This window comes from Plantactinospora sp. BB1, assembly GCF_003030385.1.
GTDB lineage: Bacteria > Actinomycetota > Actinomycetes > Mycobacteriales > Micromonosporaceae > Plantactinospora.
Genome location: NZ_CP028159.1, coordinates 5,996,301 through 6,023,211 on the forward strand (window position 1 = coordinate 5,996,301; position 26,911 = coordinate 6,023,211).

A 26,911-nucleotide genomic window follows, 5' to 3' on the forward strand; every position below is an offset into this window, starting at 1 on the left:
TCGCGACTGCGGGGCTCGCAAACCCGGCTCACTCCTCGCGCTCACCGGGCCACCGCCTCGTAGACGAAGTCGAGCAGCGCCTCGTCGCCGTCGCGCCGGCCGTACGCGGCGGCGGCGGCGCCCATCGCGGCCAGCCGGCGCGGGTCGCGGATCAGCGGGATCACGGTCTGCTCGACCCAGGCCGCCGTCATCTCCGAGTCGTCGACCAGCAGCCCGCCGCCGGCCTCGACCACCGGCAGGGCGTTGCGCTTCTGCTCCTGGTTGCTGTGCGGGTACGGCACGTAGACCGTGGGCAGGCCGATCGCCGCCACCTCGGCGCAGGTCATCGCCCCGCCCCGGCCGAGCATCAGGTCGGCGGCGGCGTAACCCAGCTCCATCTGCGAGAGGTACGGCAGGGTCACGTACGGCACCGGCAGGTCGGCCGGGACGTGCACCGGCTCGTTGCGGGCGCCGATCACGTGCAGTACCTGCACCCCGGCGGCGGCGAGCGCCTTGGCCGCACCGGCCACCGCCAGGTTGATCGAGCGGGCGCCCTGCGAACCGCCGGCCACGAAGAGGACCGGCAGGTCCGGGTGCAGGCCGAACTGCCGGCGTGCCGCCGCCCGGTGCGCGACCCGGTCGATGGTGGTGATGCCGCGTCGCAGCGGCACCCCGACCACCCGGGCGTTGCGCAGCGACTCGGCCTGGGCCGGCTGGTGCGGGAAGCCGACCGCCACGTGCTTGGTGAACTTCATGCCGAGCCGGTTCGCCACCCCCGGCGGCACGTTCACCTCGTGGATCACGATCGGCAGTTCCCGGCGCCACGCGGCGAGGTAGGCCGGCACCGAGACGTAGCCGCCGAACCCGATGACGACGTTGGCGCGTACCTCGTCGATCACCTTTCCGGCGGCCCGGGCGGCTTTCCACATCCGGTCCGGCGTACGCATCAGGTTCATGTTGACGGACCGGGGGAGCTGATAGGCCGGGATCTGCCGCAGATCGTAGCCGTGCGGCGGGATCAGGTCGTTTTCCAACCCTTTCGGGGTGCCGAGGCAGGTGATCCGTACTCCCGGGTCGTGCCGGCGCAGGCAGTCGGCGAAGGCGAGCAACGGGTAGATGTGCCCACCCGTGCCGCCTCCCGCTAGTACCACCGACCGCAGCGGACCCATCAGCGTCTCCTCTCGCTCGCCGTACCGGCGCGCCCTCGCCTCGCCCGGCCACCTGCTGGCCCGGCCTCCGGCTCCCGTCGCCGCCCGGATCCGGACCCGGACAGGGGTTCCCGGGGAGCCGGCGCGGATGGCTTCCCACGGCGGCGCGCCGAGGGAAGCGGCGGCAACGGGGCCCAGAGTAGCCGTACCCATCGGGGCGCCGGACGGGCGTGCAGGGCCCGGGCGGCGTCCGGTTCGGCGCGGGCGAAGGAGGCGAGCATGCCGATGGCGGCGAGGGTGACCACCAGCGCGCTGCCGCCGTCGGAGATGAACGGCAGCGGCAGGCCGGTGATCGGGAGCAGCCCGACCACCCCGCCGATGTTGATCACCGCCTGGCTGACCAGCCAGGCGGTCGCGGCGGTCGCGGCGAGCCGGCGGAACGGGTCGGCGACCCGGCGGGCGATCCGCAACCCGGTGTACGCCAGCACGGCGAAGAGGGTCAGCACCACGGCACAGCCGACCACGCCGAGGTCCTCGGCGAGGATGGCGAAGATGAAGTCGTTGTGCGCCTCGGGCAGCCAGTTCCACTTCAGGCTGCTCTTGCCCAGCCCGACGCCGAACCAGCCGCCGTTGTCGATCGCGTACCGGGCCTGGAGGTATTGGTAGCAGTCGGTGAGCCCGCACTCGTCCGGCGGCGGCGGGTTGAAGAACATGGTGAGCCGGGCCAGCCGGTAGTTCTTGGCGTCCTCGGCGCCGGATCCGGCGCCGATCGAGGCGGCGGCGACCAGCAGCCCGACCCCGACCAGGCCGAAGACCGAGAGGGTGGCGAAGACCCGCTTGCGGATGCCGGCGGCCCAGAGCAGCCCGACCACCACGGCGAGCAGGCAGAGCATGGTGCCCAGGTCGTTGTAGCCGACCAGCAGGAAGAGCAGGCCGACCACCGGGAAGAGCGGGGTGGCCAGCTCCCGCCACCAGCCGAGCGCGGCGCCCTTGCGGGCGATCATGTCCGCGCCCCAGAGCACCAGGCCGAACTTCGCCAACTCGGAGGGCTGCACCTGGATCGGGCCGATGTACAGCCAGAGCAGCCGGGCCTCCAGCGGGCCGAGGACGGCGTCCCGGTCCCCGTTGAGCTTGTCCCACAGGTGCAGGACGTCCAGCACCACCAGCAGTACCACCGCGACGCCGAGGGTCGGCAGCCCGACCGCCCGGAAGGTACGGGCCGGCAGGCGCTGGCAGATCCAGAACGCGACCAGCCCGATCAGGGCGAAGAGCGCCTGCTTGGCCAGCATCGCGAAGGCGTTCCCGTCGCTGGCGTACGCCCGGACGCTGGTCGCCGAGAAGACCATCGTCAGCCCGATCAGCAGCAGCAGTCCGGAGCTGGAGATGAGCAGGTAGTAGGAGGCGAGCGGCCGGGCCAGCAGCCCGCGCAGCGCGGCCAGGCCACCGGCCACGTCGACCCCGGTCGGGGCGCCGGGTGGACGGCCGCCGCCGACCGGTTCGCGGCCGGCGCCGACCGGTTCGCGGGCGGTGTCGTCGGCCGGCCGCCCGCCGTCGTCGGTGGACCGACCGCCGCCGGCCGGCCGCCCGCTCGCACGGGGGCCGGCGGGACCCGCCGGCCGTCGTGGCTCTTCCCCGGTCACCGCGCTGTCCCCTCGTCCTCCCCCATCCGCCCATCATCGGCGCTGGTCCGGCCACCCTGGCGCAGGTGGCCGACCGGCGTGTCGGAACGGTACGGCGTGTCCCGGGCCGAGGTCAGGTGACGGAGGCGAGGAACTCGCTGTAGAAGAGGCCGAGGGCGATCGCCACGCCGATCCCGGCGATGATCCAGAACCGGACGACGATGTTGACCTCGCTCCAGCCGGCCAGCTCGAAGTGGTGCTGGAGCGGCGACATCCGGAAGACCCGTTTTCCTGTGGTCCGGAACGAGATGATCTGGATGACCACCGACATCGTGATGATCACGAAGAGTCCGCCGAGGATCAGCAGCAGCAGGAGCGTCCGGGTGGCCATCGCCATCCCGGCGATCAACCCGCCCAGGCCGAGCGCCCCGGTGTCGCCCATGAAGATCCGGGCCGGCGAGGTGTTCCACCAGAGGAAGCCGACGCACGCCCCGGCCGCCGCCCCGGCGATCAGCGCGATCTCCAACGGGTCCCGCACCGTGTAGCAGTACGCACCGCCCCGGGCGTAGTCGGTGTCCGCGCACCAGTGCCGGTACTGCCAGAACGCGATCAGCGCGTACGCGGCGAGCACCATCACCGAGGCGCCGGTGGCCAGCCCGTCCAGCCCGTCGGTCAGGTTCACCCCGTTGGTCGTCGCCATCACCACGAAGATGAAGATGACGACCGAGGCGACCTTCCCGACCTCCAGCGCGTTGATGTCCCGGATGAAGGAGAGCGCCGTGCTGCCGACCGTCACGCCCGCGGTACTCGGGAAATAGAGCGCGACCACCCCGAAGACGGCGCCGACCAGTATCTGGCCGAGCAGCTTGCCCCGCTTGTTCAGCCCGGCGCTGTTCCGCTTGCGGACCTTGAGGAAGTCGTCGATGAAGCCGACCGCACCGGAGAAGACCATCAGGCCGAGCAGCACCAGCGCGGTGATGGTCGGGGTGACCTGGGCGATCTGCGCCTCGGGCAGGGTGGTCAGGGCGAGGTGCCCGGCGACGTACGCGATCACCGTGGCGACGATGAAGACCACGCCGCCCATCGTCGGGGTGCCCTTCTTGCCCTGGTGCATGATCGGACCCTCGGCCCGGATCGGCTGCCCGGCCTTCAACCGGGTGAAGACCTTGATCGCGACCGGGGTGACGAAGAGCGAGATCAGGAACGCCACGAAGATGGCGACGATGACCGCCCTCACGCCGGCAGACCTTCCGCCGTGACCGGCACGACAGCCGCGACCCGCCCGTTCATCGGGACCCGTTTCCGGGCTGGACGGCCTCGGCGCGCAGCGCGTCGGCCACCTCCCAGGTGCGGTAGCGCGAGCCCTTCACCAGGACGACGTCGCCCGGCCGCAACTCGCGGCGCAGCGCCTCGACCGCCGCCGCCTGATCGGTAACCAGCACCGACTCTCCTCCCCAATTCGCCATCGCCACCGCGCCGTCGTGGATCGGCGCGGCCGGCTCGCCGACCACGATCAGCCGGTCGACGCCCAACTCGGCCGCGAGCCGACCGACCTGCTCGTGCCCGTCCCGTTCGAAATCGCCCAGCTCGGCCATGTAGCCGAGCACCGCGAAGGTCCGTCGCCGCTCACCCATCCCGGCCAGCGCCCGCAGCGCCGCGGAGGTCGAGGCCGGGTTGGCGTTGTAGGAGTCGTCGATCACCGTCACCCCGTCGGTGCGGTCGAAGACGTCCATCCGGCGGGTCGAGGGCAGGCCGAGCAGGCCGAGTGCCTCGGCCAACTCGGCCAGCGGCATGCCGAGTTCCCGGGCCACCGCCGCCGCGGCGAGCGAGTTGCCGACCTGGTGCCGGCCGCTGATCCCGAGCCGGACCGCCGCCCGCCCCTCCGGCGTCACCAGGGTGTACGACGCCCGCCCGCGATCGTCCAGGCTGACCTCTTCGGCCCGTACCTCGGCGTCGGCGGCCTCGCCCACCAGCACGACGCGGGCGCCGGTGCGGGTCGCCATCGCGCGTACCCGCTCGTCGTCGGCGTTGAGCACCGCGAGCCCGTCCGCCGGCAGCCCCTCGACCAGTTCGCCCTTGGCCTGGGCGATCGCCTCCTGGGAGCCGAACTCGCCGATGTGCGACACGCCCACGTTCAGCACCACCGCGATCCGGGGCGGCGCGATCTCGCAGAGGTAGCGGACGTGCCCCAACCCCCGGGCGCCCTTCTCCAGCACCAGGAACCGGGTCTGCGCGTCGGCCTGCAACGCGGTGTAGGGGTGCCCGAGTTCGTTGTTGAACGAGCCGGGCGGTGCCACGGTGGGACCGAGCCGGGTGGTGAGCTGGGCCACCAGGTCCTTCGTGGTGGTCTTGCCGGACGACCCGGTCAGCCCGATCACGGTCAGCTCGGGGAGCCGGTCCAGCACCGTCCGGGCCAGCCGGCCGAGCGCCGCCCGGGCGTCCGGGACCAGCACCATCGGCACCCCGTCGACCGGCCGGGAGCCGAGCACCGCCACCGCGCCGCCGGAGGCGACCGCCGCCGCCGCGAAGTCGTGCCCGTCCACCTTCTCACCGGGGAAGGCCACGAAGAGCCCACCGGGGCGTACCTTGCGGGAGTCGAACTCGACCGGGCCGGTGACCCGCAGGGTCGGCTCGGCCGCCACCAGGGAGCCGTCGACGGCGGCGGCCACCTCGGCCAGGGTCAGCGGGATCATCGGCGCCCCTCCACCAGGTTGCCGAACCGGGCGGTGAGCGCGGCGGCCAACTCCACCCGGTCGTCGAACGGGTACGTCCGGCCGGCGATCTCCTGACCGCGTTCGTGCCCCTTGCCGAGTACGGCGACCACGTCACCGGGCTCGGCGAGCCGTACCGCCTCGTCGATCGCCGCCCGCCGGCCGGCCACCTCGCGTACCCGGTCCGGGTCGCCGTTCCGCTCGGCCCCGCGCCGCACCTCGGCCCGGATCACCCCGGGCTCCTCGCTGCGCGGGTTGTCGTCGGTGACCACCACCAGGTCGGCGCCGGCCGACGCGGCGGCACCCATCAGGGAGCGCTTGCCGTGGTCCCGGTCGCCGCCGGAGCCGAGCACGCAGATCAGCCGGTTGCCGGCGCTGGTCAGGTCGCGCAGCGCGGTCAGCGCGGCCACCACCGCGTCCGGGGTGTGCGCGAAGTCGACCACCCCGCGCACCGGGCCGGGCGCCGCGACGAGTTCCAGCCGGCCGGGCACGCCCGGGCAGGCGGCCACGCCCCGGGCCGCGACCGCCGGGTCGACGCCCGCGCCGGCCAGCACGGCGATCGCCAGCAGCGCGTTGGCCACGTTGTGCCGGCCGGGCAGCGCCACCCCGGCCTCGACCGCGAGTCCGTCCGGGCCGTGCGCGGTGAAGGTCTGGGTGTAGCCGGGCTCCCGGACCGCGTCGGCCCACCAGGTCGCGGTCGGGTCACCGGCGGCCGAGTACGTGACGGTGCCGGGCTTGCGCAGCGGCGCGAGCGCCGGATCGTCGTGGTTGAGCACCTCGACGTCGCAGCGGCCGTCGAAGAGCCGCGCCTTGGCCGCGAAGTAGTCGTCGACGTCGGCGTGGAAGTCCAGGTGGTCGTGGCCGAAGTTGGTGTAGCCGCCGACGGTGAACCGCACCCCGCCGACCCGCCCCATCGCCAGGGCGTGGCTGGAGACCTCCATCGCCACCGCCGTGACGCCGCGTTCCCGGGCCGCCGCGAGCATGGCGTGCAGGTCGGTGGCCTCCGGGGTGGTCCGGACACTCTCCACCACCAGGTCGCCGAGCCGGCACTCCACGGTGCCGATCAGCCCGGTCACCTCCCCGGCGGCCCGCAGCCCCGACTCGATCAGGTAGGTGGTGCTGGTCTTGCCGGCGGTGCCGGTGACGCCGACGACGGTCAACCCGGCGGTCGGGTCGCCGTAGACCGCGCTGGCCAGCTCGCCGAGCACCGCACGCGGCTCCGGCACCACCAGGGCGGGCAGCCCCGCCTCGGCCGCCGCCGGGGCGCCGGCCGGATCGGTGAGTACGGCCACCGCGCCGGCCGCCATCGCCGCCGCCACGAACTCGGCGCCGTGCCGGCGGGCGCCCGGAAGCGCCGCGTAGAGGTCACCGGGGTGGACCTCGCCGCTGGCATGGGTCACCCCGGTGACAGCCAGTTCGGCGGCGTCCGGGGGCGACTCGGCGGCGACTCGCGCGGCGAGATCGGTGAGCCGGACCGGCGTCACGGCGCGGGGACGGGGATTGCCGGGCACGGCGTCAGACCCTACCCCGTCGGGGGGTCCACCCCGCACAGCCGCCCCGGTGGTTTGCCCGCACCCACCGATGATGTCCCGTTTCGGCAGGTCAGCGCGGATAGACGACGAACTTGGGTGGCGCGGTGCCGGTGGCGGGCACCCGATAGTGCGCGAGTACGAACTCCATCATCTCCTTGAAGGCCGGTGCGGAGACGTCCCCGCCGCCACCGGAGGGGGTGTGCGCGAAGACCGCGATGACGTAGCGCGGGTCGTCCGCCTGGTCCATCCCGATGAAGGAGGCGACCTCGCCGGGGGCGTACCGGCCGTCGACCACCCGCGATCCGGTGCCGGTCTTGCCGGCGACCCGGTAACCCTTGATCGCCGCCTGTCTGGCCGTGCCGCCCTCGATGGTCACCGGCGCCTCCAGCAGGGTACGCAGCGCGGCGGCGGTCTCCGGCCGGAGCACCTGTCGGGTCTGCGGTGCGGGTACCGGCTTCCGCTTGCCGTCCGGGCCGATGATCTCGCGTACCAGGTGCGGCTGCACCCAGGTGCCGTCGTTGGCGATCGCGGCGTACGCGGCGGCCATCTGCAACGGGGTGACGTCGACGCTGTGCCCGATCGGCACCGACCCGTACGTCGAGCCGCTGTATTCCGACGGCTTGAGCACCCGGCCGGACGCCTCGCCGAGCACCCCCTCCCCGGTCGGCCGGCCCAGCCCGAACCGGAGCTGGTATTCGTAGACCTTCTCCGCGCCGAGTCTGTCGGCGACCCGGATGGTGCCGACGTTGGAGGAGAACCCGAGCATCCCGGCGACGCTGAGCCGGCGGCCCTGCGCGTTGTGGGTGTCCCGGAACGTCTGGTCGCCCTTGCGGATGCTGTACGGCGTCGGCCAGGCGGTCTCCGGGGTGATCACCCCTTCCTCCAGTCCGGCGCCGAAGATGATGGCCTTGTGCACCGATCCGGGGTCGACCACGAAGCTGGTGGCCGCGTCGTTGCGGTCGCTGGCATCGTATTTCCGCCAGTCGGCGGCGTCGTAGGTCGGATAGCTCGCCTGGGCCAGCACCTCGCCGGTGCGTACGTCGAGCACCACCGCCGCCCCGGTGGTGCCGTTGACCTCCTGCATCCGTTTGGCGAGGATCCGCTGCACCATGAACTGGAGGTCCCGGTCGATGGTGAGTTGCAGCGAGCTGCCCGGCCGGGCCGGGGTGACCCGGCTGTAGCCGCCGGGGATCTCGGCGGCGAGTTCGCCCTTGCCGACCTCGTACTCCCGTTCGCCGTTCACCCCGCGCAGCAGCTCGTCGTAGCGGGCCTCGATCCCCTCCAGGCCGACCCGGTCCTGGCTGGTGAAGCCGAGCAGGTTGGCGGCCAGGTCGCCGCCGGGGACCTCGCGCCGCTCGTCCCGCCCGGTGCCGATGCCGGCCAGGTTGAGATCCATGATCTTCTCGGCGGTGCCGACCTCGACGCTGCGGGCCAGGTATTCGAAGTTCGAGGGGCGTCCGTCCGGCCGCTTCCGCTTGCGCATCTCCTCGGCCAGTTTCGAGGGGGCGATGCCGAGCAGCGGCGAGAGCGCCGCGGCGGTCCGGGCCGGATCCTCGACGAGTTCCGGGTCGGCGTAGACGTAGCGGGCCTCGACGCTCTGCGCCAGCGCCGCCCCGGAGCGGTCGTAGATGGCGCCCCGGGGGGCGGGCAGGACGACGGTACGCAGCCGGTCGCCGACGCCGCCGCCGTCGTACTCCGGTGCGTCGACGACCTGGAGTGCGACCAGCCGGATGCCGATGGTGGTGAACATGGCGAGCGCGAGCAGCGTGCCGAGGCGCAGCCGCCGGTGCGCGTCGGCGAGTCGGGGTGGCCGGCGGGGTCGCCGGGTCGGGCGGCGGGCTGGCGCTCCGGCGCCGGTCCGGTTCGGGCCGCCGGCCGGGTCGGGCGTTCGCCGCCGGACCGGCTTGGCGACGTCGGCGCCGCGGACCGGGCGCGGGGTGACGGTGCGTCCGGTGCCGGTCGGCGCGGTGCGCCGGGCGGTCCGGGCCGCGCCGGCACGGCCGCCGTCGAGCACCTGCAACGCCGGCCGGAACGGGTCGGCCGACCGTCCGGTCCTGGGGGTACGCCGGGATCGCCCGCCCTGGTCGCCGGAGCCGCCGACGGATCCGGGCGTACGCCGAAGTTCCGGGGTGTCCCGCACGGTCCGCCCGCGCGGCGTGTAGGCCCGGGCGTCGGAGATGCCGCCCAGCCCGGAGCCGGACCGGCCGCCCTGCTCGGCGCCGCGTTCGGGGTCCCGACCGGCACGCGACGAGCCGCGCCGGGACACCGAAGCGTCCCGGCGCGGCTCGTCGGACCGCGGCGTCACCGGGTCATCCCCCGGCGCCCTGCTGGCTGGTGATCGCCGGCTCGCCACCGGCCGGCTGCGGCACCCCGATCACCCGGCCGTCGGGCAGCCGGATGAAGGCGGGCGGCCCCGAGTCGACCAGGCCCAGCTGGCGGGCCCGGGCGGTGAGGTTGCCCGGCACCTCGGCGTCGGCGATCTTCTGCTTCAGCTCCTGTTCCTGGATGTCCAGCGTGGACTGCTGCTGCTGCAACCGCTCCAGCCGGAACGCGTTCTCGTTCACCTTGCTGTTGACCACCAGGATGCCGAGCATCCCGCCGACCACCAGCACCAGGATCAGCGCCACGAAGGAGACCCGGGGTCGGGCCACCGGCATCGGTGGCGCCACCCGGAGCCGGGAGCGCCGGGCCGGCGTCGCCGACTCGGATGCCCCCTCCGGCCGCTCCTCGGAGCTGTCCCAGACCCGCACCGCCGGCTCTTCCCAGTCCGGCTCCCGCAGCGCGGCACTGCCCTGGGTCGGATACCGTCGCGCCCCCCGCACCCGGGCTTCCGACGCCGGGTTCGACCGGCCGCCGCCCGCCCGCTGCGCCCGCTGCACCGTGGTCCGGCCCCCCGACCGCGGTGCGCGCTGCTGCGCGTCGCGCGTCGCGTCGGGCTGTTCCCGGCGCTCGCGCTTGTTGACGTTCATCTTCCCTCCCCCTGTACTGTCGTGCCGCCGCCGTCGGATGCCGGCGGCGACAAGTCCCGTCGCGCTCCGTCGGATCCGCCCGGTGCCCCCGCACCGGCCGGACCTGTTGCCCCGACGACTCGCCCGGGCCGTTCGCGGCTGGCCCGCCTCGTCGTCGTACTCGTACCGCCGTCCCGTTCGATCCGTTCGGCCGCCCGCAGCCGCACCGATGCGGCCCGCGGGTTGGCCTGGACCTCCGCCTCGCCCGGCAGCTCGGCTCCCCGGCTGAGCAGCCGCAGCATCGGCCCGGTACCGGGCAGTTCGACCGGGAGGTCGACCGGCCCGGTGCTCCGGGCACGCCCGGCGAACACCTGCTTGGTGATCCGGTCCTCCAGTGAGTGGTAGGACAGCACCACCGCGCGACCGCCCACGGACAGTGCGTCCAGGGCGGCCGGCAGCGCCGTTTCCAGCGCGGCCAGTTCCCGGTTTACCTCAATCCGTAAAGCCTGAAACGTCCTCTTGGCCGGATGTCCACCAGTTCGTCGGGCTGGTGCTGGAATGGACTCCCTGACCAGTTCGGCCAACCGGGCCGACGAGGTGAGCCGGTGGCGCTCCCGCTCCCGGATGATCGCCGAGGCGATCCGGCCGGCGAACCGCTCCTCGCCGTAGACCCGGAGCACCCGGGCCAACTCGCCGTGCGAGTAGCCGTTGACGACCTCCTCGGCCGTCGTACCGGCCGACTGGTCCATCCGCATGTCCAGCGGCGCGTCCTGCGCGTAGGCGAACCCGCGGTCGGGCGCGTCGAGTTGCAGCGAGGAGACGCCCAGGTCGAAGAGGATGCCGTCCACCCGGTCGTGGCCGAGCCGCTCCAGCACCTCGGGCAGCTCGTCGTAGACCGCGTGCACCAGGTGGATCCGGTCGGCGTACCGGTCGAGCCGGGCCCGCGCGTGTGCCAGTGCCTCGGTGTCCCGGTCGAGTCCGATCAGGACGGTACGCGGATGCGCGGCGAGCACCGCCTCGGCGTGCCCGGCCAGCCCGAGGGTGGCGTCGACGTAGACGGTCGTCCGGTCGTCGGCCCGGTCCAGGGCGGGGGCGAGCAGCTCGAGACATCGCTCAAGCAGCACCGGCACGTGCGTACCGCGTAGCTCCCCCATGTCGACCCCCAGTGACCCCTGTCTCGTCCGGACGTGCCCGGTAGTTGTGGCGCTCGTCGTACCGCCAGATCCCCATCCGCTCTGCTCCTCCGGGCCGACCTTCGGACCTTCGGAGGAATCGCGCCTGGCACCGGGGAAGAGGCGCCAGGAACCTCGAGCGGGTGGAGATCTCGCAGTACGTCGGGCGTCGGCACGCGCCGCCCTACAGTCCGCCGGGCAGCACCCCCTCCTCGATGTCGGCGAAGTCCTCTTCGCTCTCCGCGAGGTAGGTCTCCCAGGACCGCTTGTCCCAGATCTCCACCCGGGTGCTCGCCCCGATGACCACCAGCTCACGATCCAGCGCGGCGTATTCCCGCAGGTGGATCGGGATGGTGACCCGACCCTGCTTGTCCGGGATCTCGTCGTGCGCGCTGGCGAAGAAGACCCGGCTGTAGGCTCGGGCCGCCTTGTGCGTCATCGGCTGCTCGCGCAACTGCCCCGCGATCCGCTGGAACTCGGGCATCGGGAAGACGTAGAGGCAGCGCTCCTGCCCTTTGGTGATCACGACACCTCCCGCCAGCTCGTCCCGGAACTTGGCCGGAAGGATCAGCCGGCCCTTGTCGTCCAGGCGCGGGGTGTGCGTGCCGAGAAACACCGGCCCAACCCCCTCGCCCTACCAGCGGCGTTCGCGGCGCCGCTGCCCCCCGGGCCGGCGGGCCCTCCTGGCCCCCCATCGCGCCCCACTCTACTCCACTTCCCTCCACCCGCAACCGGAATCGCCCGGAAAGACCGGCTGTCCGCCGGATGAAACCGCACGTCAGAAGGGGTGGCCGGCGGTGGAGGGAAATGGGCCTGCCGACGGGAAGGTCCGCTATCCGACAGCGGTACACCGGCCGTACGGTGCCCGGATATAGAGGTTTTTTCCGACCCATCCGGGCACCTCGGCACCCCCGGTGGAGCGGAGTGGAGAGGGAAGTGGAGGAAAAATCAACGGCGGGCCGCGACCTCCAGGGCGGCCCGGACCGGATCTCCGCCCCACCGGCTGGCGAACGCGTCGACCACCACCCAACCGGCCTGGACCAGCGCCCGGTGCCGGGCGATGTGCGCCGCCGGGCCGGCCGGATGGGCGACGCAGTTCAGCCCGATCGCCGACTCGCCGGTGCCGACGCAGAGATCCACGGTCCAGCGCCCGACCGGATAGCGACGCCGGACCGGCAGCCCGATCCGGGCCAGCTCCACGGCCAACTCGCCCGGCCAGCCCTCCGACCCCGGACCTCCCGACCCGGCCGGCGCGACACCGGGCCGGGCCGGCACCGGCTCCGAGGCGCCGCCACCTGCCGGGGCACAGCCACCTGCCGGGGCGCCGCCGAACCTGGTGGCGACGGCCACCGGTCCGCCGCCGACCGTACTGGCGACGGCGCCCGGACCGGCGCCGAACGGGGCCGGGACGGCGACCGGCTCGCCGCGCGGCCGCGGTGGCAGCGCCGCGTACCGCAGATAGTCGCCGAGCAGGCCGTTCGGGGCGGACTGCGAGGTCAGCACCACCATCCGGCGCCGGGCCCGGGTGACCATCACGTTGAACAGGTTCGGGTCGGTCAGGAACCGCCGCCGCCCGGCGGGGACCGGATCGGTCACCGCCAGCGACACGATCACGGTCTCCGCCTCGCTGCCCTGGAACGAGTGGACGGTGCCGACCCGCAGCCCGAGCCGCTCGATCTCGGTCACCGGAAACGCCGCCACCAGCGCCGATTCCAGCGCGTCGGCCTGGGCCCGGAACGGGGTGATCACGCCGATCCCGACCCGGCCCGCCTCGGCCAGCCGGCGGACCTCGGCCACCGCCGCCGCCACCTCGGCCCGGTTCACCCCGGCCTCGGTGGGCTCCGCCGACACCGCCAACACGTCGATCACGTCCGCCGTCTCGTTGCCCGGATGGCGGGTGGCCACCGCGATCCGGTCGTCGTAGAAGCGGTGCGCGGAGAACTCGATCAGGTGCGGGGCGCAGCGGTAGTGCTCGTCCAGCCAGCTCACCGGGGCGGCCCCGGCGGCCAGGTCGAAGGCGCTCACCCGGCGTACGTCGACCCGGTTGTCCAGGCCGTACCGCTGGAGGGTCGCCGCCACGTCGACGTCGGCGACGAACGAGACGAACCGCAGTTGCCGGGGATCGCCCACCACCAGCGCCCGGCGGGCCCGGGCCAGGGCCGGCGCCGCCCGGATCTGGTCGGTGTGCGACGCCTCGTCCATGATCACCAGGTCGAAGAGCCCGGCGATCGGCGGCAGCAACTCCTCGACGTCGGTGACCGTACCGATCCAGAGTGGCAGCGCCCGGACCAGCGACTCCCCGCTCAGCTCGGCGAGGAGTTCCCGGCGCCGGTTGCGGCCGGCCCGCAGCGCCCCGGCCAGCGCGGCCGCGCTGCGCCGGCCGGCCGGGTCCCACCGGTCCGGGCCACGGCTGCGATGCCGCATCGCGGTGCCGAGCGCCGCCGACAACCGCTGCCGGGCCGCCGCCAGCACCGGCCACAGCGGACCCGGGTCGGCGCCGCCGACCGTCGCCAGCCGGGCCGCCGCCACCTCCGCCCGGGCCGCCGCGATCGCGTCGTCGATCCGGTCCAGCGGCACCGTCCGGGCCGCGCCCAACCGGCGGCGCAGCAGCCGGCCGGGCGGCCCGGGCAACCAGCGCCGCCACCAGGCACCGGCCGAGGCCCGAACCCGGCCGGCCGCCCGGGCCGCCGCCGCCAGGTCCGCACCGGGCTCGAACGCACCGGGTACGTCGAGCCGCAGCCCGCCGACCACCGGCGCCCAGCGCGGCACCTCGCCGGCCAGCAGTTCCAGGTCGAGCAGCTCGGTGAGCTGGCCGGTCACCCGCTCGACCTCGGCCGCCGCCTCGGCCACGGCGGCCCGGTCCGCCGCCAGGGTCGCCGCCGTCACCTCCGCCTCGACGGTCAGCTCCAGCGAGGCGGCCAGCGCGGCCCGGCGTTCCGCGTCGCCGAAGAGCACCGGTCGCGGGCCGGGATAGCGCTCCAGCAGTTCGCCGAGTACGTCGGCGGCGTGCGCCGACTGCGTCACGACCAGTACGCTCCCGCCCCGGTCCACCACGTCCAGCGCGGCGGCCACCACCGCATGGCTCTTCCCGTTGCCGGGCGGACCGGAGACCACGGTCACCGGCTGGTGCCGGACCCGGCGTACCACCTCGGTCTGGGCCTCGTTCAACGGCAGCGGCGAGTCGACCGGGTCGGCGGCCTCGGCCGGGTCGGCGGTGTCCGGGGCGGCGGTGCCGTACACCACGGCCAGGGCGGTGGACTCGACGTCGGGCCGGGCGGCCCAGGCGCGCAGCCGGTCGCCGAGCGCCAGCCCGGCGACGTCCCGCACGCTGAACAGCACCGCCGAGACGTAGAGCACCGGCGGCCGGGCCGGAAAGCTCGCCCGACCGGTACGCCGGACCCGGTCGAACTCGCGTACCGGCAGGCCGGCGGCCCGGGCCACGGTGCGCAACCACTCCTCACCGCCGGCACTGGTCAGCCACCCGGCTCCGCCCAGCCCCGGCGCCACCTCCAGCCGGGCGGCCAGGTCGCGGTCTTCGACCAGCGGGGTGACCTCCAGGTCGCCGGCCGGGACCACCCGGTATCCGCGCAGTGTCCGCTCCAGCCGGACCGGCTCGCTGAGCAGCGGAAACCGCACCTTCCGGGTCACCCCGTCGGTCTCGACCACCCCGGCGACCAGGCCCCAGCCTCGGCGCAGGGTCCGATCGTCGCGGTGCAGCAGGTCGGCCGCGGCCAGCCGGTCCACCTCGCGGGACTGCCGGCAGGAGTCCGGATCGGCCAGCCAGATCAACGGCTGGCCGGGACGGGTCACGTCGAGCACCCGCTCGGGGGCGGCCGGGGCGAGGTCGGCCAGGGCCCGCAGCACGGACGCGACGGAGGGGCTCATCGGCAGCCGAGCCTAGCAACCGGGTACGCCCCGGGTCGGGTCCTCGGTCCGGGTCGCCGGGCAGCCGCGCGACCGGCCCGGACAAGCCGGTCGCGCAGACCCGGTCGCCGGCATCCGGGGCCGGCGGACCCGCTCCGGGCCGGTCCGGCGGGACCCGGCCGGTCGCCGACCGCGTCCCGGGCCGTCCGGTACTTTCGTGCGGCGGTCACCCAGCCGGCGCCGTCCGGTAACCTCGCTCGCGTGACGGACGGGAAGATGCCTCTCCGGGCAAAGGTGGCCAGTTCGGTATCGCGGACCGCCGCGGCCCTGTCCCGGGCTGCCGGCCGGGGCGACGGCTCGGTGATCGGCGGGTGGATCGGTCTCAAGATCGATCCTGATCTCCTGGCCCACCTGTCGTCCGGCCGGGCCATCGCGCTGGTGTCGGGCACCAACGGCAAGACGACCACGACCCGGCTGACCGCGGCGGCGGTCGGCGTACTCGGCCGGGTGGCGACCAACTCGTTCGGGGCGAACATGCCCACCGGGCACACTTCGGCGCTGGCCAAGGCCGGCAGTACTCCCTATGCCGTGCTGGAGGTCGACGAGCACTACCTGGCCCAGGTGCTGGAGGCGACCGAGCCACGGGTGGTGGCCCTGCTCAACCTCTCCCGGGACCAGCTCGACCGGGCCAAGGAAGTGGCGATGATGGCCCAGCTCTGGCGGGCCGCGCTGGTCCGGCACCCGTCGGTACGGGTGGTCGCCAACGCCGACGACCCGATGGTGGTCTGGGCGGCGACCCCACCGGCGACCCGCAGCCCGCAGTTGACCCCGGCACCGGTCACCTGGTTCAGCGCCGGCCAGCGCTGGCACGACGACTCCTGGGTCTGCCCCGAGTGCGGCTCCCCGATCGAGCGGCTGGCCGACCAGTGGTGGTGCACCGGCTGCTGGCTGCGCCGGCCCGAGCCGCAGTGGGTGGTCGAGGACGACGGTGTGGTCGACCCGGCCGGCGACTGGCACAAGGTGGTCCTGCAACTGCCCGGCCGGGTCAACCTCGGCAACGCGGCGACCGCGCTGGCGGTGGCCGCCGAGTTCGGGGTACGCCCGACCGACGCGGTCTCCCGGCTCGGCGGGGTCGCCTCGGTCGCCGGCCGGTACGCCCAGGTGATCAGGGACGGCCGGACGATCCGGCTGCTGCTGGCGAAGAACCCGGCGAGCTGGCTGGAGGCGTTCGACATGGCCGAGGAGGCGCCGACACTCCTCTCGATCAACGCCCGGGACCCCGACGGGCTGGACACCTCCTGGCTCTTCGACGTCGACTTCGCCCCGCTGCGCGGCCGGCAGGTGCTGATCACCGGCGACCGGGCGTACGACCTCGCGGTCCGGCTGGACATCAACGGCGTACCGTTCCAGCACGTACGGACCTTCACCGAAGCGATCACGAGCGTCCCGCCGGGGCGGCTCGAGGTCATCGCCAACTACACGGCGTTCCAGGACATCCGAGCGGAGTTGGACCGTGTCGACTGATCCCGTCTACCGCACGCCCGGCCCGGCCGGTGGGGAGAGCAACCTGCGGGTCGTCTGGATCTATCCGGACCTGCTCTCCACCTACGGCGACCGGGGCAACATGCTGATCCTGGCCCGCCGGGCCGAGCTGCGCGGCCTGCCGGTGGAGTGCATCGAGATCCGCTCCGACCAGCGGCTGCCGGTCTCGGCCGACATCTATCTGCTCGGCGGTGGCGAGGACGGCCCGCAGGCGCTGGGCGCGCAGCGGCTGATCGCGGACGGCGGGCTGCGCCGGGCCGCCGAGCAGGGTTCGGTGGTCTTCGCGGTCTGCGCCGGCTACCAGTTGCTGGGCGGCTCGTTCTTCGCCAAGGGCACCAAGTGCGCCGGCCTCGACCTGCTCGACCTGCACTCCGACCGGGGACCGTCCCGGGCGGTCGGCGAGATCGCCGGTGCCATCGACCCCCGGCTGGGGCTGCCGCCGCTGAGCGGCTTCGAGAACCACGGCGGGCGTACCCACCTCGGCGCCGGGGTCTCCCCGCTGGCCCGGGTCAGCACCGGGGTCGGCAACGACGGCAGCACCGAGGGCGCCTGGCGGGGCAAGCTGCTCGGCACCTATTCGCACGGGCCGGCGCTGGCCCGCAACCCGGCCCTGGCGGACCTGCTGCTGCGCTGGGCGATCGGGGTGCCGCAGCTACCGCCGCTGGACGACACCTGGTCGGAGCGGCTGCGGGCCGAACGCAGCGCCGCGCTGGCCGCCGCCCGGCAGTGATCGGACGCGTCCGGCGGCTGCTCCGGCAGCGGTCGGTCGCGCGGTTCACCGTACTGCTCCTGGTGCTCGGCCTCTTCGGGCTGGTACTGCTGCTCGCACCCCGGCCCGAGGTGGCCGAGCTGCCCCGGCTGGCCGACCGGCTCGGCCGGCTGGCACCGGTCGCGGCGATCGGCGGCGGGGCGCTGCTGCTGGTCGCGCTGGTGCCCCGGACGGCGATCACGGTGGTCTGGGGGGCGATCTTCGGGCCGCTGCTCGGTGCCGGCTACACCCTGGCCGCCGCCCTGATCGCCGCGCTCACCGGCTTCGCGGTCGGCCGGCTGCTCGGTCGGGAGTTCGTCGCGGAACGGGTACGCGGCCGGCTGGCCCGGCTCGACGGCTGGTTCGCCCGGCAGAGCGTGCTCGGGGTGGTCAGCGTACGGCTGATCCCGATCGGCGGGTTCGGGCTGGTCAGCTACGGCTACGGCACCACCGGCGCACGGCTGGGGCCGTTCCTGCTGGGCAGCGTGCTGGCCGCCACCCCGTCGGCGTTCGGCTACGCGGCGGTGGGTGCGGCGGCGGTCTCGCCGGACGAGGTGAACTGGCTGGCGGTCACCCCGGGCGCGGTGGGCCTGGTCGCCACCGGCGTGCTGGCGGTGCGCTGGTGGCGGGCGGAACGCCGCACCGGGCCGGTCGGTGCCGACGACCGGCGCCCCCGGGTCGACCAGCCGGCGACGAACCCGGAGTAGCCAACCCCACCCAGCCCAGGCGATTACCGGCACGTTGTGCATTTCGCGGTATTTGCCCTATAAGGACTCTTCGTCGATAGGCTGATCGCACCACCGTCCTCCGGGAGCGGCAGCCCGGGAGGACGGATGGCCGAGCCTCACCCCGGGGCCGGGCGACCCCCCGGCCCCGGCGGTGGGCATTCCCGCCGGGCGCGATCTCCGCGCAGCATTGCTCAGCGAGGTGACGGGTGAAGTCGTACGCCGAGACAGCCGGTGCGGTCGAGGTCGCCGACACCGCCGTCGTACGCGGCCCGAACGCGACCGTCGTCCGGCTCTCCGTCAACGGCAGCATCCGGAGCATCCTGGTCGAGCCCCGGGTCAGCCTGCTGGACGCGCTCCGCGACCGGCTCGACCTCACCGGCGTGAAGAAGGGCTGCAACCAGGGCGCCTGTGGCGCCTGCACGGTCTGGGTCGACAAGCGGCGGGTGCTGGCCTGCCTCACCCTGGCGATCACCTGCGAGACCCGCGAGATCACCACGATCGAGGGGCTCTCCGACGGGGTGGACCTGCACCCGATGCAGGCGGCGTTCATCAGCCAGGACGCCTTCCAGTGCGGATACTGCACCCCCGGACAGATCATGTCGGCGGTGGCGTTCCTCGCCGAGGGGCACGCCGCCGACGACGACACGATCCGGGAGTGGATGAGCGGCAACATCTGCCGGTGCGCGGCGTACCCGAACATCCGGGCCGCCATCCGGCAGGTCCGGGACGAGGCCGGAACGGGTGGGCCCGATGCGACCGGTTAGCTACTCCCGGGTGGCCGACGTGGCCACCGCGATCGGCACGGTCGCCGCCGACCCGGGCAGCACCTTCCTGGCCGGCGGCACCACCGAGGTCGACCTGCAACGCATCCACGTCGCCAGCGCGAAGCGCCTGGTCGACATCAACGACCTGCCGCTGCGACAGGTCGAGGAGCTGCCCGGCGGCGGGGTACGGATCGGCGCCGTCGCCCGGATGAGCGACGTCGCCCAGGCCCTGCCGGTCCGGCGCCGCTTCCCGATGGTCTCCCAGGCGCTGCTGCTCGGCGCCTCCGCGCAACTGCGCAACATGGCCTCCATCGGCGGCAACCTGATGCAGCGGACCCGCTGCGGCTACTTCCGGGACGTGGCGGCGGCCTGCAACAAGCGCGAGCCGGGCACCGGGTGCAGCGCGATGACCGGCGTCAACCGTGGCCACGCCGTCCTCGGCACCAGCGAGCACTGCATCGCCACCCACCCCTCCGACCTGGCCGTCGCGCTGGTCGCGCTGGACGCGGTGGTCCTCACCCAGGGGCCGGTCGGGCACCGGGAGATCCTCGCCGACGACTTCTACCTCGCCCCCGGGGACACCCCGGACCGCGAACACCCGATCGCGCACGGCGAACTCGTGGTGGCCGTGCAGATCCCGCCGCTGCCGATGGCCAGTACCTCGATCTATCTGAAGGTGCGGGACCGGGAATCGTACGAGTTCGCGCTCGCCTCGGCGGCGGTCGCCGTCGCACTGGACGCCGGGGTGGTCACCGACGTCCGGCTGGCGCTCGGCGGTGTCTCCAGCAAACCCTGGCGGGCCCGTCGGGCCGAGTCCGTGCTCGTCGGCGCCCCGGCCACCGTCGAGTCGTTCCGGGCGGCGGCCGAGGCGGAGATGGCCGACGCGGTGCCGCACGCGATGAACGCGTACAAGATCGAACTTGGCCGGCGCACCATCGTACGGGCGCTGCGCATGGTCACCGGCGACGCCCGGATGGTCAGCGAGGACGGGAACCCGCCATGAACGGAGTGCGCAGATGAGTCCGGTGCTCGGGGCCGCCCTCGACCGGGTGGACGGCCGGGCCAAGGTCACCGGCGCGGCCCGGTACTCCGGAGAACTGAACCTGCCCAACCTCGGCCACGCGGTGCTGGTCGGCGCCCGGGTGCCGAGCGGCCGGATCATCGGCATCGACTGCCGGCAGGCCACGGTCGCCGACGGTGTCTGCGCGGTGCTGACCCACCTCGACCTGCCCCGGGTCGCCGCCCAGCCGAAGCTCTTCCCGTCGCTGGCCGGACTGGTCGCGCACGGGCAGAGCTTCTTCCCGATGCAGGACGACGTGGTGCACTACGCGGGGCAGCCCGTCGCGATCGTCGTCGCCGACACCATCGAGCGGGCCGAGTACGCCGGCACCCTGGTCCAGGTCAGCTACGCCGAGACACCGTCGGCGACCCTGCTCGACCAGGTACGCGACCAGAGCTACCAGCCGGAGCGGATCTTCGGCGGGCTGGTACCCGGCCGCAATCCCACCCGGGGCGACCCGGAGACGGGGCTGCGCGACGCCGAGCTGAGCCTCGACCTGACGTACGGCTTCGCGGCCAACCACCAGAACCCGCTGGAGATGTCGACGACCACGGTGGTCTGGGACGACGTCGACCGGCTCACCGTGTACGACTCGACCCAGGGGCCGACCGCCACCCAGCTCAGCGTCGCCGAACTGCTCGGCCTGCCACCGACGCAGGTGCGGGTGGTGAGCCACTTCGTCGGCGGCAGCTTCGGGTCCAAGGCGCTGATCTGGCCGCACGTCACCCTCGCCGCGCTCGCCGCCCGCCAGGTCGGCCGGCCGGTCCGGCTCACCCTCAGCCGCGACCAGATGTTCCACTCCTGCGGGCACCGGGAGGAACAGGAGCAGCGGATCCGCCTCGGCGCCGGCCGCGACGGTCGGCTGGTCGCCTTTACCCACGACAAGATCTCGCTGACTTCGCACTTCGACGACTGGGCCGAGACCTCGCTGGAGTCGGCCGCGATCAGCTACGCCTCGCCGAACTACGCCGGCGGCTACCGGCTGGCCCGGGGCAACATCATCACCCCGACCTTCACCCGGGGCCCCGGCGAGGCGACCGGGATGTTCGCGCTGGAGTCCGCGATGGACGAGCTGGCGTACGCCACCGGGATCGACCCGATCGAGCTGCGGCTGCGCAACCACGCCGACGTCGACCCCGACACCGGCAAGCCGTGGTCGAGCAAGGGCCTGAAGGAGTGCTACCAGCGCGGCGCCGAACTCTTCGGCTGGGCCGAGCGCGACCCGACCCCCGGCGTCCGCTGGGAGGGACGCTGGCGGATCGGTACCGGAATGGCCACCGCCGCCTACCCGGTGGCCGCCCCGATCAGCCCGCAGCGGGCCCGGGCCCGGATCTACCTCGACGGCAGCGCGGTCGTCGAGGCCGGCATCTCGGAGTTCGGCACCGGCGCGCTGACCGCGATGACCCAGGTCGCGGCGGACGGCCTCGGCCTGCCGGTCGACCGGGTACGGTTCCTCGGCGGCACCACCGACCTGCCGAACGTCGCCTCCGCGGTCGGTTCGGCGGGCTCGGGGGCGACCAGTTCGCCGGTACACCTGGCCTGCACCCAGCTCCGCGACCAGCTCGTCGCGCAGGCGGTGGCGGACCAGCACTCCCCGCTGCACGGCGCCGACCCGGCCGGGGTGGTGGTCCGGGACGGCCGGATGTGCCTGCGCGACCGCCCCGACGTCGGCGAGACCTACGCCGAGCTGCTCGGCCGGAACCACATCCCGGACGTCGAGACGGTGGGCACCTGGCAGCCGGTCCTGCCGCCGATGACGGACCACGCGATGCACACCTTCGGCGCGCAGTTCGCCGAGGTGGCCGTCGACGCCGACCTCGGCCTGGTCCGGGTACGCCGGCTGGTCGGCGTCTTCGCCCCCGGCCGGGTACTCAACCGCAAGACCGCGCACAGCCAACTGATGGGCGGAATGCTCTGGGGGCTGAGCCAGGCGCTGCTGGAGGCGACCCGGATGGACCCGCAGACCGGGCGCTGGGCCAACGCCAACCTCGCCGACTATCTGGTACCGGTCAACGCCGACGTCCCGGACGTCGTCGTCGAGACCATCGAGGTACCCGACTCGGTGGTGAACCCGCTCGGCGTGAAGGGGGTCGGCGAGATCGGCATCGTCGGCACCTCCGCCGCGATCGCCAACGCCGTCCACCACGCCACCGGCCGGCGGATCCGGCACCTGCCGATCACCGTCGAGGACCTGCTCTGAACCGCACCCCCGGGGCTACCCGGGCAGCGGCGAATCGGCGCCGAGCCGGGCCCCGCTGACGTCGACCGGGCCGTGGAAGGTGGCGACTCCGCTGCCCGTGCCGAGGTCGAAGGCGGTCCGCTCGAAGCGGCAGCCGGCGAAGCTGGTGGAGCCGTGGAACTGTGCCCCGACGAAATCGGCGTACCCACCCGCACCGCCGCTGAGGTCGAGCTCGACCAGGGTGGCGCCGCAGAGCTGGAGGTCCAGCTCCGGCCAGTACGGCTCGGCGGCCGGGCGCAGCCGCTCGGCGAGCACCTGCTGAACCTCCCGGCGCAGCCGCAACTCCTCGGCCTGCCCGGGATCGAGGTCACCGGTGACCCGGAACGGCAGCGGGGTACGCAGGTAGGCGCAGAGCGCGTCGACGACCCGCTGGCGCAGCTCGGGGCGGCTGTCGCCGAGTACGGCCAGCAGGCGCAGGCCGGCCCGCCGAGTCTCCGGGTCCGGGTCGCCGAGCTGCCCGGCGTACGGGTGCACGTCGTCGTCCGGCACCAGCCGGCCGGTGCCGGACTCCACCGCCCAGCCCAGCGGCCAGTACGTCTCGCCGTAGCCGTCGTCGTTCTCGTCGGACCAGTGCGCGCCGGTGAGCCGCACGGCCGGCTGGTCCAGGTGCACCCGGGCGGTGAACCCCGCCTCCCGGAAGTCGGCGACCGCACCGAACCGGGCCTGGTAGAACCAGGCCGGGCCGCCGAAGCGGGCGTCCCGAAACGAGACCGGCCCGGCGAAACGCGCCCCGTCGCCGCCCTCCTCCCAGTCCTGGTAGTCCTCGATCAGGACCGCGACCGGCCACTGCGGATCGGTCTCGTTCGGCTCGTCCCACGGCAGCGGGGAGAGTTCCTCGATCGCCTCCCAGGCCGGGTCGTCCTCCCAGAGAGTCTCCTCGCCCCGGCCGAACCAGGCGATCCCGTCGAACCGGGCACCGGCGAACCCGGTGACGCCCCGGAACCGGGCCCGGCCGAACACCGCCTCGCCGCCGAAGCGGACGCCGTCGAACCGGGCGTCGCCCTCGAAGACCGTACGCGGGAAGAGCGCGTCGCCGTCGAAACTGGCGCCCTCGAACGACGCCGTGCCGACGAACCGGGTGTCCGCGAACCGTCCCTCGGCCAGTTCGCAGCCGCGCAGGTCGACGTCGACCAGGGTCGTACCGGAGAGGTCGAGGTCGATCTCCGGCCACGGCCCGGGACCGCCGGGGCGCAGCCGGGCGGCGAGCAGGTCGAGGGCGGCCCGGCGCAGGTCGGTCCCCCGCTCGTCGGTGTCTTCCGTCCCGGCCGCCGGACGATCCGCCGGAGGGTTCGCCGGACGGTCCGCCGAACGATCCGCCGGACGATCCGCCGAACGGTCCGCCGGACGATTCGCCGAACGGTCCGTCGGGCCGGTGGCTCGGAGCACCGGGACGGTGGACTCCAGTGGCGCGGTGGACTCCAGTGGCGCGGTGGCGCGCAGGTGTGCGCAGATCGCGTCCGCCACCGGCTGCCGGAGTTCGGGGCGGTCGTCGGCGCGGGCCAGCAGCCGGCGTACCGCCGCCAGCCGGTCGGTCGACGGCGCCTCAGCGTCCGCCAGCGCGGCGAGGTCCGCCCGGTGTTCCGCCAGGTCCCGATCCGCCATGCCCGACCCGCCCTCCCCCGCCGTTCCGGCCTCGGCGGCGCCCCCGAGGGCGCCGCCGGAACGCACCCTAGCCACCGCGGGCAACTCCGAACCGCCGCCCGCCCCCTGCGCCGCCGGCCCCCTGCGCGCCGGCAGCCGCTCACCTGGGCCGCTCACCTGGGCCGCTCACCTGGACGCCAGAGGCGCTACGACGCTGCCATAACGCCTCTGGCGTCCAGGTCGAGGCCGGACCCGCTGCCCGGTGACCCCGCGAGCCCGCCGCCCGGTGACGCCGGGAACCCGCCGCCCGGTGGCGGAGGCGGGCTCCCCGACGGGGGGTCAGGCGACGACGGGAGGTCAGGCGACGACGCTGACCATCCGGCCGGTCACCACGATCACCTTGCGCGGCTCCCGACCGGCCAACTGGTCGGCGACCGCCGCCAGCGCGGCGGACCGGATCTCCTCCTCGGTCGCCTCCGCCGGCACCTCGACCCGGCCCCGGACCTTGCCGTTGACCTGCACCGGGTACGTCACCGACTCGGCGACCAGCAGGCTCCGGTCGGCCACCGGGAACGGCTCGTACGCCAGCGACTCGGCGTGCCCCAGCCGCTGCCACAGCTCCTCCGCGATGTGCGGTGCGAACGGCGACAGCATCAGCAGCAGCGGCTCCGCGACCTCGCGGGGCGTGGCGTCCAGCCTGGTCAGGCCGTTGGTCAGCTCGATCAGCTTGGCGATCGCGGTGTTCATCCGGATGCCGTCCAGGTCGCCCCGGACCCCGTCGATGATCCGGTGCAGCAGCCGGCGGGTCTGCTCGTCCGCCGGGGCATCGGTGACCCGCAGCTGCCCGGTCTGCTCGTCGACGATGGTCCGCCAGACCCGTTGCAGGAACCGGTACGCCCCGATCACCGCCCGGGTCTCCCAGGGCCGGGAGACGTCCAGCGGGCCCATCGACATCTCGTAGACCCGGAACGTGTCGGCGCCATACGCCTCGCACATCTCGTCCGGGGTCACCACGTTCCGCAGCGACTTGCCCATCTTGCCGTAGACCCGGGTGACCTGCCTGTCGCCGAAGTAGTACCGGCCGTCGTCCTCCTTCACCTCGGCGGCCTCGACATAGCTGCCCCGGTCGTCCTGGAAGGCGTACGCCTGGATCATGCCCTGGTTGTACAGCCGCCGGTACGGCTCGAAGGACGAGACGTGGCCCAGGTCGAACAGCACCTTGTGCCAGAAGCGGGCGTACAGCAGGTGCAGCACGGCGTGCTCCTGGCCGCCGACGTACAGGTCGACCCCGCCCGGGTCGCCGGGCGACTGCGGGCCCATCCAGTACGCCTCGTTGGCCGGGTCGACGAAGCGGTCGGCGTTGGTCGGGTCCAGGTAGCGCAGCTCGTACCAGCAGGAGCCGGCCCACTGCGGCATCACGTTGGTCTCCCGGGTGTAGCGCTTCGGCCCGTCGCCCAGGTCCAGCTCGACCTCGACCCAGTCCTTGCGCCGGGACAGTGGGGTCTCCGGGTCGGAGTCGGCGTCGTCCGGGTCGAAGGTGCGCGGCGCGAAGTCGTCCACCTCGGGCAGTTCGACCGGCAGCATCGACTCGGGCAGCGCGTGCGGGTTGCCCTGCTCGTCGTAGACGATCGGGAACGGCTCGCCCCAGTAGCGCTGCCGGCTGAACAGCCAGTCCCGCAGCCGGTAGGTCACCGCGCCGGAGCCGTGCCCGTTCGCCTCCAGCCACTCGATGATCCTGGCCTTGGCGTCGGCGACGAACAGCCCGTTCAGGTCCAGGCCGCGGTCCGGCGCGGCGCTGTTGATCGCCGGCCCCTCCCCGGTGTACGCCTTGCCGTCGAAGTTCTCCGGCGGCTGCACGGTACGCACGATCGGCAGCTCGAAGACCTCGGCGAACTCCCAGTCCCGCTCGTCCTGCGCCGGCACCGCCATGATCGCGCCGGTGCCGTAGCCGGCCAGTACGTAGTCGGCGATGAAGATCGGGATCTGCGCGCCGTTGGCCGGGTTGCTGGCGTACGCCCCGATGAAGACGCCGGTCTTCTCCCGGTTCTCGGCCTGCCGCTCGATGTCGGTCTTGGCGCCGGCCGCCTTCCGATAGGCGTCCACCGCGGCCCGGGGGGTCGCCTGCCCGCCGGTCCAGGCGTCCCGGGTCCCCTCGGGCCAGGCGTCGGCGGCCAGCGACTCGACCAGCGGGTGCTCCGGGGCCAGCACCATGTAGGTGGCGCCGAAGACGGTGTCCGGCCGGGTGGTGAAGACCCGGATCGGCGCGGCGGCGGTCGGGAACTCGATGTGCGCGCCGGTCGACCGGCCGATCCAGTTCCGCTGTTGCAGCTTGATCGGCTCGGGCCAGTCCAGCGCGTCCAGGTCCTCGATCAGCCGGTCGGCGTACGCGGTGATCCGCATCATCCACTGCTTCAGGCTGCGCTTGAAGACCGGGAAGTTGCCCCGGTCGGAGCGGCCGTCCGGGGTCACCTCCTCGTTGGCCAGCACGGTGCCCAGGCCCGGGCACCAGTTGACCGGCGCCTCGGAGACGTACGCCAGCCGGTGGTCGTCGACGATCCGGCGCCGCTGCGTCGCGGACAGCTCCGCCCAGGGGCGGCCGTCCGGGGTGGCCCGGGTGCCGGACTCGAACTCGGCGACCAACTCGGCGATCGGCCGGGCCCGGGCGGCGGCGGTGTCGTACCAGGAGTTGTAGACCTGTAGGAAGATCCACTGCGTCCAGCGGTAGTAGTCGGTGTCGATGGTCGCCACCGAACGCCGGTCGTCGTGCCCCAGCCCCAGCCGGCGCAGCTGCGAGCGGTAGTAGCCGATGTTCGCCTCGGTGGTGGTCCGGGGGTGGGTGCCGGTCTGCACCGCGTACTGCTCGGCGGGCAGCCCGAACGCGTCGAAGCCCATCGTGTGCAGCACGTTCCGCCCGGCCATCCGCTGGTAGCGGGCGTAGCAGTCGGTGCCGATGTAGCCCAGCGGGTGCCCGACGTGCAGCCCGGCACCGGACGGGTACGGGAACATGTCCAGCACGAACAGTTTCTCCGCGTCCACCCGGGGGTGGTCGGGGTCGGCCAGCGGCCCGACCGGATTGGGCGCCCGGAAGGTACCCCGCTCGGCCCACCGGTCCTGCCAGCGGATCTCGATCTCGCCGGCCAGCGCGGCGGTGTACCGGAACGGCGGGATGTCCGCCGCCGGCTCGGCTGCCTCGGTCATGTCGTCTCCTCGCTACATCCTCGTCGCTCCGCCCTGGTCGACCGAGCTGGCTGAGCACCGAATTCAGGTCTGTGGGCC

The 26,911-nt window shown here is 73.8% G+C and carries 18 protein-coding genes; 6 read left to right on the forward strand and 12 right to left on the reverse strand.

Annotation, left to right across the window (positions count from 1 at the left end; genetic code table 11):
- Nucleotides 1-41: 41 nt before the first annotated feature.
- The 10 genes from murG to C6W10_RS26230 all read right to left on the reverse strand — a co-directional run bounded on the left by murG (nt 42) and on the right by C6W10_RS26230 (nt 14,994).
- Entirely contained in the window at nt 42-1,148 is a 1,107-nt protein-coding gene (gene murG, locus C6W10_RS26185) for an undecaprenyldiphospho-muramoylpentapeptide beta-N-acetylglucosaminyltransferase (RefSeq protein ID WP_107261372.1), read from the reverse strand.
- Nucleotides 1,148-2,566, reverse strand: a complete 1,419-nt coding sequence (locus C6W10_RS26190) for an FtsW/RodA/SpoVE family cell cycle protein (RefSeq protein ID WP_107264299.1) — start codon at nt 2,564-2,566, stop codon at nt 1,148-1,150. The genes murG and C6W10_RS26190 overlap by 1 nt, the downstream gene beginning before the upstream one ends.
- Before the next feature lie 313 nt (nt 2,567-2,879).
- A complete protein-coding gene (gene mraY, locus C6W10_RS26195; protein ID WP_107261374.1) occupies nt 2,880-3,983 on the reverse strand; it encodes a phospho-N-acetylmuramoyl-pentapeptide-transferase in 1,104 nt (367 codons plus the stop codon).
- A gap of 49 nt (nt 3,984-4,032) precedes the next feature.
- The gene (murF, locus tag C6W10_RS26200; RefSeq protein WP_107261376.1) at nt 4,033-5,439 is read right to left on the reverse strand and encodes a UDP-N-acetylmuramoyl-tripeptide--D-alanyl-D-alanine ligase; all 1,407 of its coding nucleotides are present in this window, start codon (nt 5,437-5,439) and stop codon (nt 4,033-4,035) included.
- Nucleotides 5,436-7,007: a UDP-N-acetylmuramoyl-L-alanyl-D-glutamate--2,6-diaminopimelate ligase gene (locus tag C6W10_RS26205; protein ID WP_107261378.1), complete on the reverse strand. Its 1,572-nt coding sequence runs from the start codon at nt 7,005-7,007 to the stop codon at nt 5,436-5,438. Before C6W10_RS26205 ends, murF begins: the two co-directional genes overlap by 4 nt.
- A gap of 52 nt (nt 7,008-7,059) precedes the next feature.
- Nucleotides 7,060-9,294 (reverse strand): penicillin-binding protein 2, encoded by a 2,235-nt coding sequence (locus tag C6W10_RS26210; protein ID WP_107261380.1) that lies wholly within the window; start codon nt 9,292-9,294, stop codon nt 7,060-7,062.
- 4 nt (nt 9,295-9,298) lie between these two features.
- Complete coding sequence (locus C6W10_RS26215) at nt 9,299-9,958, reverse strand: hypothetical protein (RefSeq protein ID WP_107261382.1); 660 nt, start codon at nt 9,956-9,958, stop codon at nt 9,299-9,301.
- On the reverse strand, nt 9,955-11,091 hold the full coding sequence (rsmH, locus tag C6W10_RS26220) for a 16S rRNA (cytosine(1402)-N(4))-methyltransferase RsmH (RefSeq protein ID WP_107261383.1): 1,137 nt from the start codon (nt 11,089-11,091) through the stop codon (nt 9,955-9,957). Before rsmH ends, C6W10_RS26215 begins: the two co-directional genes overlap by 4 nt.
- 202 nt (nt 11,092-11,293) lie before the next feature.
- Entirely contained in the window at nt 11,294-11,725 is a 432-nt protein-coding gene (mraZ, locus tag C6W10_RS26225) for a division/cell wall cluster transcriptional repressor MraZ (protein ID WP_107261385.1), read from the reverse strand.
- Nucleotides 11,726-12,057: 332 nt separating this feature from the next.
- Nucleotides 12,058-14,994 carry a DEAD/DEAH box helicase gene (locus C6W10_RS26230; RefSeq protein WP_107261387.1) on the reverse strand — a complete coding sequence of 979 codons (2,937 nt, stop codon included), beginning with the start codon at nt 14,992-14,994 and terminating at the stop codon, nt 12,058-12,060.
- A 255-nt stretch (nt 14,995-15,249) separates the two neighbouring features.
- On the opposite strand from C6W10_RS26230, the gene C6W10_RS26235 reads away from it, so the two are divergent.
- The 6 genes from C6W10_RS26235 to C6W10_RS26260 all read left to right on the forward strand — a co-directional run bounded on the left by C6W10_RS26235 (nt 15,250) and on the right by C6W10_RS26260 (nt 22,015).
- Nucleotides 15,250-16,497, forward strand: a complete 1,248-nt coding sequence (locus C6W10_RS26235) for a Mur ligase family protein (RefSeq protein WP_107264300.1) — start codon at nt 15,250-15,252, stop codon at nt 16,495-16,497.
- The gene (locus tag C6W10_RS26240) at nt 16,487-17,245 is read left to right on the forward strand and encodes a type 1 glutamine amidotransferase (RefSeq protein WP_107261389.1); all 759 of its coding nucleotides are present in this window, start codon (nt 16,487-16,489) and stop codon (nt 17,243-17,245) included. The genes C6W10_RS26235 and C6W10_RS26240 overlap by 11 nt, the downstream gene beginning before the upstream one ends.
- The gene (locus tag C6W10_RS26245; protein ID WP_369938715.1) at nt 17,188-17,970 is read left to right on the forward strand and encodes a TVP38/TMEM64 family protein; all 783 of its coding nucleotides are present in this window, start codon (nt 17,188-17,190) and stop codon (nt 17,968-17,970) included. The genes C6W10_RS26240 and C6W10_RS26245 overlap by 58 nt, the downstream gene beginning before the upstream one ends.
- Nucleotides 17,971-18,299: 329 nt before the next feature.
- Nucleotides 18,300-18,755, forward strand: coding sequence for a (2Fe-2S)-binding protein (locus tag C6W10_RS26250; RefSeq protein WP_234361949.1), 456 nt, complete (start codon nt 18,300-18,302; stop codon nt 18,753-18,755).
- Nucleotides 18,742-19,758 (forward strand): xanthine dehydrogenase family protein subunit M, encoded by a 1,017-nt coding sequence (locus tag C6W10_RS26255; protein ID WP_107264301.1) that lies wholly within the window; start codon nt 18,742-18,744, stop codon nt 19,756-19,758. Before C6W10_RS26250 ends, C6W10_RS26255 begins: the two co-directional genes overlap by 14 nt.
- 13 nt (nt 19,759-19,771) lie before the next feature.
- Nucleotides 19,772-22,015, forward strand: a complete 2,244-nt coding sequence (locus C6W10_RS26260) for a xanthine dehydrogenase family protein molybdopterin-binding subunit (RefSeq protein WP_107261394.1) — start codon at nt 19,772-19,774, stop codon at nt 22,013-22,015.
- Nucleotides 22,016-22,030: 15 nt separating this feature from the next.
- Here C6W10_RS26260 and C6W10_RS26265 read toward each other — a convergent pair whose 3' ends face one another.
- Together C6W10_RS26265 and leuS are read right to left on the reverse strand one after the other, a co-directional pair.
- The gene (locus C6W10_RS26265; protein WP_107261396.1) at nt 22,031-23,656 is read right to left on the reverse strand and encodes a pentapeptide repeat-containing protein; all 1,626 of its coding nucleotides are present in this window, start codon (nt 23,654-23,656) and stop codon (nt 22,031-22,033) included.
- Nucleotides 23,657-23,992: 336 nt separating this feature from the next.
- Nucleotides 23,993-26,833, reverse strand: coding sequence for a leucine--tRNA ligase (gene leuS, locus C6W10_RS26270; RefSeq protein ID WP_107261398.1), 2,841 nt, complete (start codon nt 26,831-26,833; stop codon nt 23,993-23,995).
- Nucleotides 26,834-26,911: the final 78 nt, after the last annotated feature.